Annotated in this window: 16 protein-coding genes; 9 read left to right on the top strand and 7 right to left on the bottom strand. The window is 72.2% G+C overall.

Annotated elements, in window-relative coordinates:
- Positions 1–36 precede the first annotated feature (36 nt).
- The gene (locus ACZ7OU_RS15010; RefSeq protein ID WP_470255404.1) at positions 37–1,521 is read right to left on the bottom strand and encodes an FGGY-family carbohydrate kinase; all 1,485 of its coding nucleotides are present in this window, start codon (positions 1,519–1,521) and stop codon (positions 37–39) included.
- A 96-nt stretch (positions 1,522–1,617) separates the two neighbouring features.
- On the opposite strand from ACZ7OU_RS15010, the gene ACZ7OU_RS15005 reads away from it, so the two are divergent.
- From ACZ7OU_RS15005 to ACZ7OU_RS14990, 4 genes are all read left to right on the top strand, one after another.
- Complete coding sequence (locus ACZ7OU_RS15005; protein ID WP_470255403.1) at positions 1,618–2,613, top strand: LacI family DNA-binding transcriptional regulator; 996 nt, start codon at positions 1,618–1,620, stop codon at positions 2,611–2,613.
- 238 nt (positions 2,614–2,851) lie between these two features.
- Positions 2,852–4,213: an MDR family MFS transporter gene (locus ACZ7OU_RS15000; RefSeq protein ID WP_470255402.1), complete on the top strand. Its 1,362-nt coding sequence runs from the start codon at positions 2,852–2,854 to the stop codon at positions 4,211–4,213.
- Between the two features lie 134 nt (positions 4,214–4,347).
- A complete protein-coding gene (locus tag ACZ7OU_RS14995; protein WP_470255401.1) occupies positions 4,348–5,793 on the top strand; it encodes an alpha/beta hydrolase in 1,446 nt (481 codons plus the stop codon).
- A gap of 81 nt (positions 5,794–5,874) precedes the next feature.
- Positions 5,875–6,687 (top strand): SGNH/GDSL hydrolase family protein, encoded by an 813-nt coding sequence (locus ACZ7OU_RS14990; RefSeq protein WP_470255400.1) that lies wholly within the window; start codon positions 5,875–5,877, stop codon positions 6,685–6,687.
- A gap of 1 nt (position 6,688) precedes the next feature.
- Here ACZ7OU_RS14990 and ACZ7OU_RS14985 read toward each other — a convergent pair whose 3' ends face one another.
- A complete protein-coding gene (locus ACZ7OU_RS14985) occupies positions 6,689–7,474 on the bottom strand; it encodes a DeoR/GlpR family DNA-binding transcription regulator (protein WP_470241380.1) in 786 nt (261 codons plus the stop codon).
- Between the two features lie 203 nt (positions 7,475–7,677).
- Positions 7,678–7,899 (bottom strand): hypothetical protein, encoded by a 222-nt coding sequence (locus ACZ7OU_RS14980; RefSeq protein WP_470255399.1) that lies wholly within the window; start codon positions 7,897–7,899, stop codon positions 7,678–7,680.
- 136 nt (positions 7,900–8,035) lie between these two features.
- On the opposite strand from ACZ7OU_RS14980, the gene ACZ7OU_RS14975 reads away from it, so the two are divergent.
- Positions 8,036–8,476, top strand: a complete 441-nt coding sequence (locus ACZ7OU_RS14975) for a GNAT family N-acetyltransferase (RefSeq protein ID WP_470255398.1) — start codon at positions 8,036–8,038, stop codon at positions 8,474–8,476.
- Between the two features lie 2 nt (positions 8,477–8,478).
- Here ACZ7OU_RS14975 and ACZ7OU_RS14970 read toward each other — a convergent pair whose 3' ends face one another.
- The gene (locus ACZ7OU_RS14970) at positions 8,479–9,039 is read right to left on the bottom strand and encodes a hypothetical protein (protein ID WP_470255397.1); all 561 of its coding nucleotides are present in this window, start codon (positions 9,037–9,039) and stop codon (positions 8,479–8,481) included.
- 101 nt (positions 9,040–9,140) lie between these two features.
- On the bottom strand, positions 9,141–9,836 hold the full coding sequence (locus ACZ7OU_RS14965; protein ID WP_470255396.1) for an SDR family oxidoreductase: 696 nt from the start codon (positions 9,834–9,836) through the stop codon (positions 9,141–9,143).
- A 104-nt stretch (positions 9,837–9,940) separates the two neighbouring features.
- Between ACZ7OU_RS14965 and ACZ7OU_RS14960 the strand changes: the two genes are divergently transcribed.
- The 3 genes from ACZ7OU_RS14960 to ACZ7OU_RS14950 all read left to right on the top strand — a co-directional run bounded on the left by ACZ7OU_RS14960 (position 9,941) and on the right by ACZ7OU_RS14950 (position 12,455).
- The gene (locus ACZ7OU_RS14960) at positions 9,941–10,855 is read left to right on the top strand and encodes a LysR family transcriptional regulator (RefSeq protein ID WP_470255395.1); all 915 of its coding nucleotides are present in this window, start codon (positions 9,941–9,943) and stop codon (positions 10,853–10,855) included.
- A gap of 194 nt (positions 10,856–11,049) precedes the next feature.
- Entirely contained in the window at positions 11,050–12,195 is a 1,146-nt protein-coding gene (locus tag ACZ7OU_RS14955; protein ID WP_470255394.1) for a lytic transglycosylase domain-containing protein, read from the top strand.
- Between the two features lie 5 nt (positions 12,196–12,200).
- Positions 12,201–12,455 (top strand): hypothetical protein, encoded by a 255-nt coding sequence (locus ACZ7OU_RS14950; RefSeq protein WP_470241387.1) that lies wholly within the window; start codon positions 12,201–12,203, stop codon positions 12,453–12,455.
- Positions 12,456–12,479: 24 nt separating this feature from the next.
- Here the strand turns inward: ACZ7OU_RS14950 and ACZ7OU_RS14945 are convergent, their stop codons facing one another.
- Positions 12,480–13,262 carry a TetR/AcrR family transcriptional regulator gene (locus tag ACZ7OU_RS14945; protein WP_470255393.1) on the bottom strand — a complete coding sequence of 261 codons (783 nt, stop codon included), beginning with the start codon at positions 13,260–13,262 and terminating at the stop codon, positions 12,480–12,482.
- 67 nt (positions 13,263–13,329) lie between these two features.
- Here ACZ7OU_RS14945 and ACZ7OU_RS14940 point away from each other — a divergent pair, with 67 nt between their 5' ends.
- A complete protein-coding gene (locus ACZ7OU_RS14940) occupies positions 13,330–13,743 on the top strand; it encodes a DnaJ family domain-containing protein (protein ID WP_470255392.1) in 414 nt (137 codons plus the stop codon).
- Here the strand turns inward: ACZ7OU_RS14940 and ACZ7OU_RS14935 are convergent.
- Positions 13,726–14,376 (bottom strand): YidC/Oxa1 family membrane protein insertase, encoded by a 651-nt coding sequence (locus ACZ7OU_RS14935; protein WP_470255935.1) that lies wholly within the window; start codon positions 14,374–14,376, stop codon positions 13,726–13,728. The genes ACZ7OU_RS14940 and ACZ7OU_RS14935 overlap by 18 nt on opposite strands.
- Positions 14,377–14,415 lie beyond the last annotated feature (39 nt).

Raw genomic sequence — 14,415 nt, 5'->3', positions numbered from 1 at the left:
CGCTGTCCCGCCGGAAGCAGTCCGAAATAGACCCGGTCAGTCCGTGGCCGCGCGCTGCTGGGCCGCCAGGAAGTGCGCCGTCTCCGACGTCGCCTCGTACAGCGCCCGGTAGTGCCGGTAGAACTCCTCGTACCGCGCGTGGTTCCCCGGGTCCGGCTGCACCGTCGCGGCGATCGGGTTCCCGCGGGCGGCGTCCATCCCCAGTGCCTCGGCGGCCAGCAGCGCGTCACCCAGGCACGCGCCGATCGTCTCCGCCGGGATCTGCTGCGGCAGCCCGGTCACGTCCGAGACGATGCGCGTCCACAGCCCGCCCCTGGTCCCGCCCCCGACCGCGACCAGCCGCCCCGCCGCACCACCCGCGGCCGCCATCGCCTCCAGGTTGTGCCGCACGCCGTAAGCGGTCCCCTCGAGCGCCGCGCGGTAGATCTCGGCCCGGCCGTGCGCCGTCGTCAGCCCGGCGAGCACGCCCCGCGCGTCCGGGTCGAACAGCGGCGTCCGCTCCCCCGCGAAGTACGGCAGCAGGAGCAGCCCGCGGCTGCCCGCCGGCACCGAAGCCGCCTCCGCCACGAGGTCGCCGAAGGAAGCCCCGACGAGTTTCCGCAGCCAGTCGGTCACCGCGCCGGACGTCGCCATGCCCGCCGCCAGTGTGAAACTGCCCGGGACGACCCCGCGCGTGCCCCACAGCCCCGCGTGCGGGCGCGGTTCGGTCAGCACCTGGACGAGGAACATCGTCGTCCCGTACATGACCATGACATCGCCCGGCTCGCGGACGCCGACACTGGCGGCTTCGGCCCAGGCGTCGACCGTCCCCGCCGTCACCGGCAGCCCGACGGGCAGCCCCGTCAGCGAAGCCGCGGCCGCGGTGACCTCCCCCGCGATCTCCGTCGGCCACAGCAGTTCGGGCAGCGGCAGCCCCGGCGCGACGCGGTCGGCCCAGTCCCCGGCCCAGTCGCCGGCGGCCAGGTCGTACATCGGCGTGCACTGGCTCGCCGAGTGATGGTCGAGGACGTACCGGCCGGTCAGCCGGTGCACCAGGAACGAGCTCGCCATCAGCAGCTTCTTCGTGCGCGCGTGGACGTCCGGCTCGTGCCGGGCCAGCCAGCGCACCTTCGGCCCGACCGCCTGGCTCGTCAGCGGCGAACCCCCGCGGGCCAGGATCTCGTCCGCACCGAGCTCGTCGTTCAGCTCGGCGATCTCCGCACCCGCGCGGGTGTCGACGCCGTAGAGGATCGCGGGCCGCAACGGCGTGCCGTCGGCGTCGGCCGGGAGGAGGCACGGCCCGATGCCGCTGACCCCGAGCCCGGCGAGCGGCCGCCCCTCGGCCGCGCGCAGCAGGTCGGCGACGATCCCGGTGAAGTCCGCCCACCAGACCGTTTCGGCGTCGTGCTCGACCCAGCCCGGACGCGGTGTCGAGACGGTGTGCTCGCGGACCGACCGGGCGAGCACGGCGCCGTCGGGGTCGACCAGCACGCCCTTCGAGCCGGCCGTGCCGATGTCCACGCCGAGCAGCAGTCCGGTCATCCGCCCCTCCACGGGCCAACCCGCGGGAAATCGATTACCACCACGCTATGGTGTGCCGGAAGCACTGTCAACGAACGAAGACCGAACGAGGACGCGGTGGCGACGATCTCCGACGTGGCGGCGCTGGCCGGGGTCTCGACCGCGACCGTGTCGAGAGCGCTCAACGGAAAGTCCACTGTGGACCCCGTACTCGCCGAGCGCGTCGCGATGGCCGTGGCCGAGCTCGGCTACACGCCGAACGGCCTGGCGCGCAGCCTGCGCCGCCGCGAGACAGCGGTGCTGGCACTGATCATTTCCGACGTCGAAAACCCGTTCTTCACGGCGATCGCGCGCGGGGTCGAGGACACGGCGCAGGCCGCCGGATACTCGGTGATGCTGTGCAACTCCGACGAGAACACCGCCAAGGAACGCCGGTACGTCGAGGTCGCGGCCCAGGAGCGGCGCGCCGGCGTGATCATGTCGCCGACCACCGTCGACAGCGACGTCCGGCCGCTGACCACGCACCGGACGCCGATCGTGACGGTCGACCGGCGCCTCGCTTCGGCGGACTGCGACGCCGTGCTCCTCGACTCCCGCGCCGCGGCCCGGGAAGCCGTGCGGCACCTGGTTTCCCAGGGCTACCGGCGGATCGGCTGCATCGCGGGCCCACCGGGCGTCACGACGGCGGACGACCGGCTCGACGGTTACCGCGACGGACTGCGCGCCGCGGGCCGGAAATACTCGGCGAACCTGGTGCACCGGTGCGAATTCCGTGAAGCGGGCGGCCGGGAAGCCGCTGTGCGACTGCTGACGAGAGCCGATCCCCCGGACGCACTCCTGGTGTCCAGCAGCACGATGTCGGCCGGCTTGCTGCAGGTGATGGCGGAGCTGGGCCTGCGGTCCGGCCGCGACGTCGGGATCGTGTCGTTCGACGACCCGCCGTGGGCGACGCTGATCTCCCCGGCGCTGACGGTCCTCGCCCAGCCCGCCCACACGATGGGCCGGCTGGCCGCGCGTCTTCTGCTCGACCGCATCGCCGGCGGCGCTTCCCGCGCGCCGGCCACGACGACGTTGACGGCACAGCTGATCGTCCGGGGCAGCTCCACACGCTGATCTACGCTGGCGACATGCTGGACGCTCTGATCGAAGGTGCGATCTCCCACCGGAGAGCGCGCAAGAGCCGGTCGTCCTTTCGCCGCGCACCACGTCGTGGGCCGGCTCGCGCCCCGCGAAGCCGGCGACAGCCGCCACGAACTCGCCGTCCTGACCCACGATGTCACGTTGCTCCGGCAGGTCTTCGACACTCGCCGCAGTTGACTTCGACCTTGCTTCAGCTTTTACCGTCGGAGCCATGACCGCTCCTCCCATTCCGCGCACCGTCTGGATCGCCTCCGGCGTCATGGCGCTCGGCGGCTTCCTCGGCAACATGGACGGCTCGATCGTCGCGGTCGGACTGGAGTCGATGAGGCTGCGCCTGGGGGTCGGCCTCGTCGAGATCCAGTGGGTGGCGACGGCGTTCCTCCTCGGCCTCTCGGCCGCCCTCCCGCTGACCCCGTGGCTCGTGCGGAAACTCGGCGCCGGACGGCTCTGGCTGTGGGCGCTGGGAGCCTTCCTCCTGACGTCGGTGGCCTGCGCCCTCGCGCCGGACGCCGGCACGCTCATCGCCCTGCGCGCGGTGCAGGGCATGGCCGCCGGTGTCATGGTCACCGCCGGGCAGACGGTGATCGGGCTGGCCGTCGGGCCGGAGCGGCTCGGCCGCACCATGGGCACGCTCGGGCTCGTCGTCGGGCTGGCCCCGGTCGTCGGTCCGAGCGTCGGCGGGTTCCTGCTCGCGCACTTCTCGTGGCCGGTGCTGTTCTGGCTCAACCTGCCGATCGGGCTGCTCGCGTTCGGCCTCGCGCTGCGGTACGTGCCGCGCGGCGACCGCGGGCAGCCGCCGCCCGTGGACTGGCCGGGACTGCTGCTGGTCTCGCTCGGCCTGCCGCTGCTGGTCTACACGCTGACCGAACTCGACGTCGTGCTCGCCGCCGTCGGCGTCCTCGCGCTCGCGGTGTTCGTCCGGCGCTCGCTGCGCGTGCCGCATCCGGTGCTGGACCTGCGGCTGGCCGCGCGGCCGGTCATGGGCTCGGCGCTGGCGTCCGTGCTGCTGGCCGGCGCCGGGATGTTCGGCGCGGTCCTGCTGCTGCCGCTCTGGTTCCAGGTCCGGCTCGGCGCCGGGCCGGCCGAGGCCGGCGTCCTGCTCGCGCCGATGGGCCTGGCCACCACGGTGTTCGTGCTCGTGGCCGGGCGGCTGACGGACCGCTACGGCGGCGGCACCGTCTCGCTCACCGGGTCACTGGTCGTGCTGGCGAGCACCGTCCCGATGCCGTGGCTCGGCCCGGACGCGCCGATGTGGCTGGTCCAGGCGGTGCTCGTGGTCCGCGGCGCGGGACTGGGGCTGTCGATCATGCCCGCGTCGACGGCGGCGTACGCGTCGGTCCGCGCGCCCGAACTGGGCCACGCGACGGCTTTGGTCAACATCGTGATGCGCGTGGGCGGCGCGGCCGGCGGCGCGGTGTGCGTGATCGTGCTGTCCCGCGGCCTCACCGCCGGCCCGGCGACGGGGTTCGCCTGGGCGTTCGGGGTGCTGGGCGTCATCTGCGCGCTCGGCACCGTGGCCGCCGGCCGGCTCCGCCACGCCGAGCGTTCGTCCACAGTGGACGTCACGGGGTAGTCCACCAGGGAACCTGGCGCGATCACCGGTTTGGTGATTTCCTGGAGCCGATCAACCACTGTCGGTAAGGGGAAGGGCTGACGATGTCGGGGGTATCGAAGCGGCTGGTGACGGCCGCGGCAGCAGTGGCGGTAATGGGGAGCTTGGTGGCGGCGACGCCGGCGTCGGCCGCACCGTCGATCGACTGGAAGCCGTGCGCGGACGCGCCCGGGGTGGACTGCGGCACGGTGACCGTGCCGATCGACTGGGCGCACCCGGACCGCGGCACGGCGAGCATCGCGCTCGCCCGGCGGAAAGCGACGGATCCGGGGGCGCGCATCGGGTCGGTCCTGATGGACCCGGGCGGTCCCGGCGGGCCGGGCGCGGGCGGGGTCAAGGACGGCTGGACGCTCTCGCCGGAGATCACCAAACGGTTCGACACGGTGGGCTTCGACCCGCGCGGCGTCGGCAGCAGCACGCAGATCAAGTGCGGGCTCGACGAGCTCATCGCCGACCACCCGGAAGTCCCGCGCAACCAGGCCGAGTTCGAGCAGCTCGCGGCGTACAACCGGAAGCTCGGCGAAAGCTGCAACCGGCTTTCCGGGCCGCTGGGGCAGTTCGGTGACACCGAGAGCGTCGCGCGCGACATGGACGCCATCCGCGCCGCGCTCGGCGAGAAGAAGCTGACGTACTACGGGGTTTCGTACGGCACGCTGATGGGCCAGCAGTACGCCGAGCTGTTCCCGGACAAGGTCCGCGCGCTCGTGCTGGACAGCAACATGGACCACTCGCAGCTCACGGCGTTCCAGTTCCTCAACAGCGAAACTCAGTCGGTGCAGGCGGAGTTCGGCGAGTTCGTGGCGTGGTGCGGCCGGACGCCGAGCTGCGCGTTGCACGGCCGGGACGTCTCGAAGCTGACACGCGACCTCCAGGACAAAGCCGCCCGCGGAGAGCTGAAGGATCCGCAGAGCGAAGAGGTCATCACGCCGCTTTCGCTCGCCGGGATCTTCCAGGGCTCCTTCTACGGCCCGAGCTGGGACAGGCTGGCGACGGTCCTCAAGTCGTTCGCGGACGGCACCCCGCCCGCCGCGTCCGCGCGGCTGAAGGACGACATCCCGGTCAACACCGTGTTCCAGAGCGTGTTCTGCGACGACTGGAAGCTGCCGGTGCACAACTACGCCGAGCTCGAGGCCTACCGCCGGACGGCCGCGGCCCTCGCCCCGGACGTCAAGGTCAACTCCCTGGGCTGGACGGCGGTCACCGGCTGCATCGGCTGGCCGAACAAGGCGAGCAACCCGCAGCACCCGCTGCAGGTGCACGGCGCGCCGCCGCTGCTGATGCTGAGCAGCAAGTACGACCCGGCGACGCCGTACGCGTGGTCGCAGGCCGCGGCCCGGCAGAGCGGCAGCACGCTGCTCACCTACGACGGCTGGGGCCACGGCGCGTACGGCAAGAACAGCCAATGCGTGATCAAGGCGACCGACGACTACCTGATCAGCGGAAAGCTCCCGGCGCGCGGCACGCACTGCGCGGCCGTCGAGCCCGGGACCCCCGAAGCCCGGATCGCCGGGCCGAAGCAGCCGGCAGTCATCGGTTTCTGACGCTCCTGACGCTTCCGCCGCGTGGCCGGGACGAGGCACAATCGTTCCGGCCACGCAACGGTGCGGGGAAGGGAGCCGAGGATGCTTCGCCGATTCTTCGTCATGGCCGCGGCGATCGTCGCGGCGAGTTCCCTTCTCACCGCACCGGCGGAGGCGTCGTCCCGCCACGGCGGGTATCTCGCGCTCGGCGATTCCGTCGCGTTCGGCTACCGGCCCAACGCGGGTGCGGCGTACCTGAACGCGGCCAACTTCAGTGGCTACGCGGAGAAGTACGCGTCACTGCGCGGTCTCCAGCTCGCGAACGCGTCCTGTCCCGGCGAGACGACGGGCAGCATGCTGGTCGTCACCGCGCCGAGCAACGGCTGCGAGAACGGCTACCGGCTGGCGTACCCGCTGCACGTCGCGTACGTGGGAGCCCAGATCGACTACGCCGTGCAGTACCTGCGGACCCACCGCGACACCCGGCTCGTCACGCTGACCATCGGCGCGAACGACCTGTTCCTGTGCCGGGACACGACGCCGGACCACTGCACCGGCGCTACTTTCCAGGCCGCGTTGACCCAGGTGAGCCGCAACCTCGCGACGATCCTTTCCGCGGTGCGCGCCCACTACGGCGGCGACGTCGTGCTGGTGTCGTACTACTCGCTCGACTACCGCGACCCGACGCAGGTCGCGCAGGTCAAGGCGATCAACGCGGCGCTGACGCAGGTGACCCGCCGCTACCACGGCAAGATCGCGGACGGCTTCACGGCGTTCTTCCTGGCCTCCCTGCGCGCGGGCGGCGACCCGTGCGCGGCCGGGCTGCTGATCAAGCTGCCGGCCGGCGGCTGCGACGTCCACCCGAGCGCGGCCGGCCACCGCGCGCTGACCGCGGCCCTCGCGCTGGCCCACTGAGTCAGACGGCCTGGACCTCGACCCCGGCGGCTTCGAAGGCCCGCACCGCTTCGGGGTCGGCGTCGGTGTCCGTGACCAGGGCGTGCACCTGCGTCGTCTCGCAGATCCGGGCGAAGGCACGCCGTCCCAGCTTGGAGCCGTCGGCGACGGCGACCACGCGCTCGGCGCGTTCCACCATCAGCCGGTTGATGCTGGCCTCGCCCTCGTGGTGGGCGAACGCGCCGGCGTCGGGATCGAAGGCGTCGACACCGAGGAACAGCAGGTCGATGGTGAGCTCGCTGAGCACGCGCGTGGCCAGCGGCCCGCTCAGTTCGAACGACTGCGGCCGCGCGACCCCGCCGGTGACGACGATCTTGACGTTCGGCCGCACGGCCAGCTCGTGCGCGATGTTGAGGGCGTTGGTGACGACGGTGATGCCGTGCGCGTCCCCCCGTCCACCCAGGTCGGACCGGATGGCGAGGGCACGCGCGACGCCCGCGGTGGTGGTACCCCCGTTGAGGCCGACGACCATGCCTTTCTCGGCGAAAGCTGCGGCGGCGGCACTGATCCGCTGCTTCTCGGGCACGTGCCGCGCGGTCTTGTAGCGCAGGGGAAGGTCATAGGCGAGATCATTGGCGACGGCACCCCCGCGGGTGCGCGTGAGCAGCTGCTGTTCGGCGAGGTGGTCGAGATCCCGCCGGATGGTGGCGGCGGAGACGTCCAGCTCCGCGGCGACGTCCTCGACGTCGATCTTTTCCCGCTGCCCCAGCATGTCCAGCAGGCTGCTCAACCGTTCGTGCCGGGCCATCGGCGGTACTCCCTAGCTCAGCTCTCGGTTGCCTATCGCGCAAGACGTTGCGCTGTTGGCCGCCGTTTCGAGCAGTATGCTGCATTCGGGGTGGTCTTTGCACGGGGGGCCGAGTTCTCCTGATGCGGCTTCGCCGGGACACTCGGGCGCAGCAAAAAGGCCACCCTCGGCGAGGGTGGCCTGCGGAAGAGCGCGGGTGGGACCTACCGCGGCTTGCGCCGCCAGAGGCCGGTGACCACGGCCAGCGCGCGCGAACGCGGCGTCGGGGCGACGACCGGCTCGGGGCCGACCCGGCGACGCATCCGGTAGGCGAGCTCGAGCACCTCCAGGTCCTCGGGCCGGCGTCTGCCGTGGACGTCCGGCCGGAGCATCAGCTCTCCCACCGTGACGGGCTTGCGACTGGCACGGTGGGCCGTGCGCGCCATCGGGAACCTCCGCTGAATCGGACCTACCGGGATCTGCGGGCTGATTCTATGAATCTGATTCGGGTTCGTCACCTTACTGGCCAGTTGTGTCCGGTGTGGTCCTCGAACCGGTCAGCCGGCGGGTTAGCCTCGGCGCATGATCACCCTTGGGGGCCTCACCGCGGAAGACCGTCCGGCCTGGGAAAACCTGTTCGCCGGCTACAACACGTTCTACGGCAGGACACTCGCGCCCGAACTGATGGACCGCGCGTGGCGCGAGTTCGCCACCGGCGAGCGGATGCACGCGCTCGGCGCGCGGCTCGACGGCGAGCTCGTCGGCATCGTGCACTTCTTCACGCACGTCAGCACGACGTCCGCCGACGTCTGCTACCTGCAAGACCTGTTCACCGACACCAAAGCCCGGGGACGTGGGGTCGGGCGGGCCCTGATCGAAGCCGTCGCGGACTGGGCGCGCGAACGGGGATGCGTCCGCGTCTACTGGCACACGCAGACGTCGAACACCACCGCGCGGCGCCTCTACGACCAGGTCGCCGTCGACAAGGGGTTCATGCAGTACCAGATCCCGCTCGGCTCGTAGCGTCATCGGCGGTGGCGGCCACCGCCGCAGTCGTGGCGGTGCTGCTGCTGGTGGTGCCCGCGCGACCAGGCCGGGACGTCCGGGATCGCGTGGCGCACCGGGGCCGCCTGCTTCGGTTTCGCTTTCCCGACGATCTTGACCGCTTTCGCGAGCTTTCCGCGATGGGCGGGCGTGGTTCCGGAATTCGTCTCCTTCACCACGGCCGCCGGAACGATTCCACTCGGATCGATCGACGGCGCCACGGATTCCGGAGCCGGCTTCGCGGGCGGAACCACGATCTCCCCGGGAAACGGCACCAGCGGCGCGGCCACGGGTTCCAAGCCGGCCGGCGTCCAGGCCGCACCCGCGCTCCGCCCGCCCGGCATCGACACCGCCGTCGCGACCCCGCCGGTCAGCGCCAGCGCGCCGGCGACCACGGACAACACCCGCAGCCGGGCCAGAGAGCGCAACACCGGCGGTTTCTCCCGGTGCCGCGGCGGCGCGTGCTGACGGTCGCCCGTCGCGGATCGGACCAGCAGCTCGGCGACCGTGACCGCCTCGCCGCGGGGAGCCCTGCGTGCCATCAAACCCTCCACCTTGGGCCGACCGGACGCGGGCGCTGCGTCCGGTCGGCCGATCATAGGAATGGCGCGTGATCCTGTAAAGGCTCGCTCACCCTCGGTTTTCAACCGAGCCTGCCGCCCCCGTCCACGTGCAGCGTCGTGCCCGTGATGAACGGGTTCGCCAGCACCTGCAGGGTCGCCGCCGCGAGGTCCGCGGGGTGCCCGACCCGGCGCGCCGGGTTCGTTTCCGCGGTCCGGCGGAGGAAGTCCTCCTTGCCGGCGCCGAGGCGGTCCCACGCACCGGAGTCGACGATGCCCGGGGAGATCGCGGTGACGCGGATCGGCGCGAGGTCGACCGCGAGCGCCTGCGCGAGGAACGTGACCGCGCCGTTCGTCGTGGCCATGACCGTGCGCTCGGGTGCCGGCCGCCACGCCGCGACCCCGGAGAACAAGACGATCGCGCCGCCGTCGCGGAACCGCGGGGCGAAGTGCTTGGCCAGCATCAACGGCCCGATCACCTTGGCGTCGAAGGCCCGGGTGACCGCGTCCCGCTCCAGTTCCGCGACCGGCCCGTTCGCCGGCGCCCCGGCGAGGGTGACCAGGTAGTCGAGTTCGCCCACGGTTTCGGCAAGCGCTTTCAGCGACGATTCGTCCCCGAGATCCGCGAATGCGGCGCGAATACCGGGAACGTCGATCCGCTCCGGATTCCGCCCGGCCGAGGTGACTTCGGCGCCGGCCGCGAGCGCGTCCGCCGCGATCCGGCGCGCGATCCCCGATCCACCGCCGACGACGACCAGCCGCTTTCCTTCGAACGACATTTTCGTGCTCCTTTCGTTTCGCACACCGGGAGTCAGCGCGCAACACCGCCGGAACAATCCCTTCGAGGCGCGAATGTTTTCGAAGGCTGCGATAGAATCTGCGAATGCCTACGCTGCGCGCGCTCGAGTGCCTGGTCGCGGTGCTGGACGCCGGGTCGATCACCGAGGCGGCCGCGCGGCTGCACCTCTCGCAGCCCGCGCTGTCGCACCAGATCGGCGCGCTCGAACGGGAACTGGGCACGCCGGTGCTCGAACGGCTGCCGCGCGGAGTGCGGCCGACGGCCACCGGGCGCGCGGTATTGGCCGACGCGCGGGCGGCGCTGGCCGCGGCCGAGCGCGTGGTCCGGACCGGCCGCGCGGTGGCCGGCGGCGGCGAGGGCACGCTGCGGATCGCGTGCGCGGAGAGCATGACCGCCGGGCTGCTCGCGCCCGTGCTGCGGAACTGGCACCGGCACCGTCCCGGCGTGCTGATCACGCTCACGGAAACGACGAGCGCGGACGCGCTGGTGGCGGCGCTGGAAGCGGGCGAAGCGGACGTCGCGGTCGGGCCTCGGCCGAGCCGCTGGACCGGGCCGCTGGAGGTGGTGGGGCGCGAGGAGATCGTCGTCGCGCTGGCCCAGGATCACCCGCTCGCCACCCGGGCGGCGGTACCGATGACCGACCTCGCCGGGGTGCCGGTGGTGCACTACCACCCGGACAACGGGCTCGGCGGCTGGCTGGACGAGCAGTTCGCACAGCGCGCGACCGTGCTCGAGGCGGTGATGCGGACGAAGCAGGCGGCGACGGCGGCGCAGCTCGCGGCGGCCGGGCTGGGCGTGGCGCTGGTCCCGACGACCGCGCTGACGCGCACGTTCGCGGGTGCGCTGCGGCGGCTGAAGCCCGCTCTGCACCGCGATGTCGTCACGTTCACCGCGACGCCGTCGGATTCGCTCGTCCGGCGGTTTTCTTCGGACGTGGTGCACCGTGGGATCGCCGTACCCGGTGTCCTGGTGGACAAACTCTCCTCAGCCACCCGTTAAGTCCTGGTGAATGTGACAGATTCCCTACGAAGGTTTTGTGCCATCAGGACGAACTTCTCTTCGCGGCCCCGATTTCGCTGTGCCATTCGCCAAAGTTTGCTTCCATCGGATAGCTTGCTCCTACCGGTCAGTACCGGTGGGTGGGGCCGATCGGTGAGGCGATCAGCGAAGATCGAGGGAAGCGGGGACGCAGCATGCCGAAGCACCGGCCACGTCGCAAGGGCTCGCGCGGGGTCCGCCGCACCGCCGTCGCGCTCGCCGGTGGCGCGCTCGTCGTGCTGCCCACGCTGACCACGGGCCTGCCCGCACCGGTCGTCATCGCCGGCGCCGGCGAGGCACTGCCCGACCAGGCGGCCCCGCTGCAGCCGCCGAACATCGTCATGCCGCCGATAGCCGTGGACGGCAGCCTGCCCCAGCCGCCGCTGCCCACGCCGCTGGTCGTCCCCGGCGGGCACGCGGGCTCGGCGGGCATCTCCGGGCCGCTCGGCATCCCGGGGAGCATGCTGAAGGCGTACAAGAACGCCGCCGACATCCTCGCCAAGGAACAGCCGAACTGCCACCTCGACTGGGCGCTGATCGCGTCCATCGGCCGGATCGAGTCGAACCACGCGCGCGGCGGGTACGTCAACGCCAACGGCGACACCCTCGAGCCCATCCTCGGCCCGGTGCTCAACGGCGCCGGCGCGTTCGCGGCGATCCCGGACACCGACGGCGGCAAGTACGACGGCGACGCTGTCTGGGACCGCGCGGTCGGCCCGACGCAGTTCATCCCGGCCACGTGGAAGGGCTACGCCTCCGACGGCAACGGCGATGGCATCTCGAACCCGAACAACATCTACGACGAGGCGCTGGCCACCGGGCGCTACCTGTGCTCCGGCGGGCTCGACCTCTCGACCGACGCGGGCCAGCGCATCGCGGTCCGCCGGTACAACAACTCCCAGTCCTATGTGGACACTGTGATGGCGTGGGCCGCGGCCTACCGCGGCGGCGTCGCGCAGCTGCCCGACAGCCAGGTGCCGATCGGCACCCCCAACGCCCCGGACTCCGCCGCCGCGGGCAGCCCGGTCGGCATCCCCGCCCCGCCGGCACCGCCGGTGACCGAGCCGCCGCCGGACTCGCTGCCGGGCACGTCGACGCCGCCGACGAGCGAGTCGCCGACGTCGTCCACCCCGACGACGGACCCGACGACCACTCCGCCGTCGACCACCCCGCCGCCGTCGACGACGACGCCTCCGGAGACGACGCCGCCCGCGACGACGAGCACCACGGCGCCGTCCAGCACCGCGGCCGACTCGCCGAGCACGCCCACCGAAACCACCACGACCAGCCCGACGGGGTGAGCCCGGTGGAGCCGTTCCTGGTGCACATCCGCTGCGACACCGACGGCTACACCCACGCCGTCACGGAGGAAGAGTTCGCGGCGGGCCGCCACGACGGCCGCTTCCGAGCGGTGTGCGGCCACGTGGTCCTGGCGGCCCCGATGATCGAGGCCCCCGGCCGGTTCGACCCGGTGTGCCGGGACGTCCTGCGTGAGGCTCCGGTCGAGCCGTCAGTGCCCCGGCAGGAACGCCGGCGGTCCAGGTGGCGCACCCGCCGCTAGCGGTCGTGAGTGAGAAACAGTGTTCTAACCCTGGTTCTCACTCACGAGGGCCTGGATGCCGTCGAGCATGCGGTCCAAGCCGAACTCGTACGCTTTGTCCCCTTGAGCCTTCGCGCTCTCGTCGAAGCCGCCGCCCAGCCAGATGCGGTTCATCGCCGGGTGGGCGTCGACCACGAAGTAGTTCTTCCAGAACGTCGAACGCTGGTGCCACCAGGCCTCCGTCGACTGGCCGGTGCTGCGCTCGAGGCGGGTGTTCTCCGCGCCGAGCGCCGCGTTCGCGTCGATGTACGTGCCTATCCCGTTGGCCGCCGCCACCGCATGGCGCGGGGGCAGGCCCAGCGCGTCCATGATGGACAGCAGATACTCCTGCCCGGCCAGCTGCCCCGGCCCGAGCGGCGGCCGGACGCGCGAAACCTCGCACAGCCACGGGTGGGTGCGGTATGCCGCCCGCGTCCGCTCCGCGTACAGCGCCACCTGCTCGCGCCAGTCCGCCGGGCGCGGCTCGCCCGGGCCGGGCAGCCTGCGCTCGACCAGCACGTCGTCGACCATCAGGTCGACCAGCTCGGCCTTGCCGGGCACGTACGTGTAGAGCGTCATCGTGCCCGCGCCGAGCTCCTTGGCGACGCGGTGCATCGACGCGGCGGTGAGCCCGTCGGCGTCCGCGACCGCGATCGCGGCGGCGACGATCCGCTCGATCGACAGCGTCGGGCGGCGGCCCCTGGTCGGCTCGGTGACGGCGCCGCGGGCGCGCCAAAGCAACGCGAGCGTCCGGTCGACTTCTTCGGCGCCAGTGCGTTCGGCGGTCATGCGTTCCCCTCGCTCCTCCGCCGGCGATCCTACCCGGACCGGCCGTCCGACCTGGCATTCTGGAAGCATGACCGGACGCAAACCGCCCAAGGTCTCCTTCCGCTGGTGGGTCGACCGGCAGATCGGCGAGGCCCGCGACCGCGGCGACTTCGACGCGCTGCCCGGCGCCGGCAAGCCGCTGCCGAAGCCCACCGGCAACGACGCCGCCACCGACTGGGTGCTGCGGGAGGTCCGCAACGGCGGCCACGACACCAAGGCGCTGCTGCCGCCGGCGCTCGCCCTCAAGCGCGAGGTCCAGGACCTGCCCGAACGGCTCGCCGGCGAGCGGGCCGAACGGCAGGTGCGGGAGGTCGTCGAGGACCTCAACGAGCGGATCCGCCTGGCCTACCTCAACCACCACACCGGCCCGCCGCTCACGGTCGCGCCGGTGGACGTCGAGGAAGCCGTCGAAGACTGGCGGCGCTCACGAGCCGCGTCGTAGCAGCGCCCGTTCCGCCACGGTCCACGCCGTCGTCGTGAGCAGGTAGATCCCGGCGGCCTGCGGCACGACCAGCGTCGCGAGCACCGTGCCGTAGGGCAGCAACCGCAGCCACTTCCCGCCCGGAACGTCGGCCGTGCCACCGCGGCTCTGCAGACGGACCGAGAACCACGCGACGACCGCCAGCCCGGCCGCGATCACGAACACGAGCGGGCTGCCGGCCAGGCCGTGCGCGCCCAGCGGCGTCCCGAACAGCGTCGCGCCGAGCAGCGAGTTGGGTTCGCCGCCGACCGTGGGCGTCGTGAAGAGCCGGTACATGACCGTGAAGAACGGCAGCTGCAGCAGCATCGGCAGGCAGCCGACGAACAGCGACGTCCCGGACTCCTGCTGCAGCTTCGTCATCTCCGCGGCCAGCCGCTCCCGGTCGCCGCCGTGCTTGGCCCGCAACGCTTTGATCTCCGGCAGCAGGGTGGCCCGGGCACGCTCGCCGCGGGCCGCCGACCGGGCGAGCGGGTGCAGCAGGAGCCGCACGCCGAGGGTGAACGCGACGATGGCCAGCGCCGTGGACAGCGGGCCGGTGAACGCGTGGATCAGGTGGTACGCGCCTTCGACGGGCACGTCGAGAAAGCCGAACATGGGCAGCACTCCGCAAGAGTGGAAGGGGTGGGGGTACGC

The sequence above is a fragment of the Amycolatopsis sp. NPDC114505 genome (assembly GCF_055633615.1).
The sequence above is the reverse complement of the archived record's forward strand: the minus strand, read 5'-3'. Positions and strand labels throughout refer to the sequence as shown.

What these genes read in the sequence shown, in the direction of transcription:
- ACZ7OU_RS14975 (WP_470255398.1), top strand. Translation starts at nt 8,036, where the DNA reads ATGATCACCCTTGGGGGCCTCACCGCGGAAGACCGTCCGGCCTGGGAA.
- ACZ7OU_RS14990 (WP_470255400.1), top strand. Translation starts at nt 5,875, where the DNA reads ATGCTTCGCCGATTCTTCGTCATGGCCGCGGCGATCGTCGCGGCGAGT.
- ACZ7OU_RS14970 (WP_470255397.1), bottom strand. Translation starts at nt 9,039, where the DNA reads ATGGCACGCAGGGCTCCCCGCGGCGAGGCGGTCACGGTCGCCGAGCTG.
- ACZ7OU_RS14995 (WP_470255401.1), top strand. Translation starts at nt 4,348, where the DNA reads ATGGGGAGCTTGGTGGCGGCGACGCCGGCGTCGGCCGCACCGTCGATC.
- ACZ7OU_RS14935 (WP_470255935.1), bottom strand. Translation starts at nt 14,376, where the DNA reads ATGTTCGGCTTTCTCGACGTGCCCGTCGAAGGCGCGTACCACCTGATC.
- ACZ7OU_RS14985 (WP_470241380.1), bottom strand. Translation starts at nt 7,474, where the DNA reads ATGGCCCGGCACGAACGGTTGAGCAGCCTGCTGGACATGCTGGGGCAG.
- ACZ7OU_RS14955 (WP_470255394.1), top strand. Translation starts at nt 11,050, where the DNA reads ATGCCGAAGCACCGGCCACGTCGCAAGGGCTCGCGCGGGGTCCGCCGC.
- ACZ7OU_RS14980 (WP_470255399.1), bottom strand. Translation starts at nt 7,899, where the DNA reads ATGGCGCGCACGGCCCACCGTGCCAGTCGCAAGCCCGTCACGGTGGGA.
- ACZ7OU_RS14940 (WP_470255392.1), top strand. Translation starts at nt 13,330, where the DNA reads ATGACCGGACGCAAACCGCCCAAGGTCTCCTTCCGCTGGTGGGTCGAC.
- ACZ7OU_RS15000 (WP_470255402.1), top strand. Translation starts at nt 2,852, where the DNA reads ATGACCGCTCCTCCCATTCCGCGCACCGTCTGGATCGCCTCCGGCGTC.
- ACZ7OU_RS15010 (WP_470255404.1), bottom strand. Translation starts at nt 1,521, where the DNA reads ATGACCGGACTGCTGCTCGGCGTGGACATCGGCACGGCCGGCTCGAAG.
- ACZ7OU_RS14965 (WP_470255396.1), bottom strand. Translation starts at nt 9,836, where the DNA reads ATGTCGTTCGAAGGAAAGCGGCTGGTCGTCGTCGGCGGTGGATCGGGG.
- ACZ7OU_RS14945 (WP_470255393.1), bottom strand. Translation starts at nt 13,262, where the DNA reads ATGACCGCCGAACGCACTGGCGCCGAAGAAGTCGACCGGACGCTCGCG.
- ACZ7OU_RS14960 (WP_470255395.1), top strand. Translation starts at nt 9,941, where the DNA reads ATGCCTACGCTGCGCGCGCTCGAGTGCCTGGTCGCGGTGCTGGACGCC.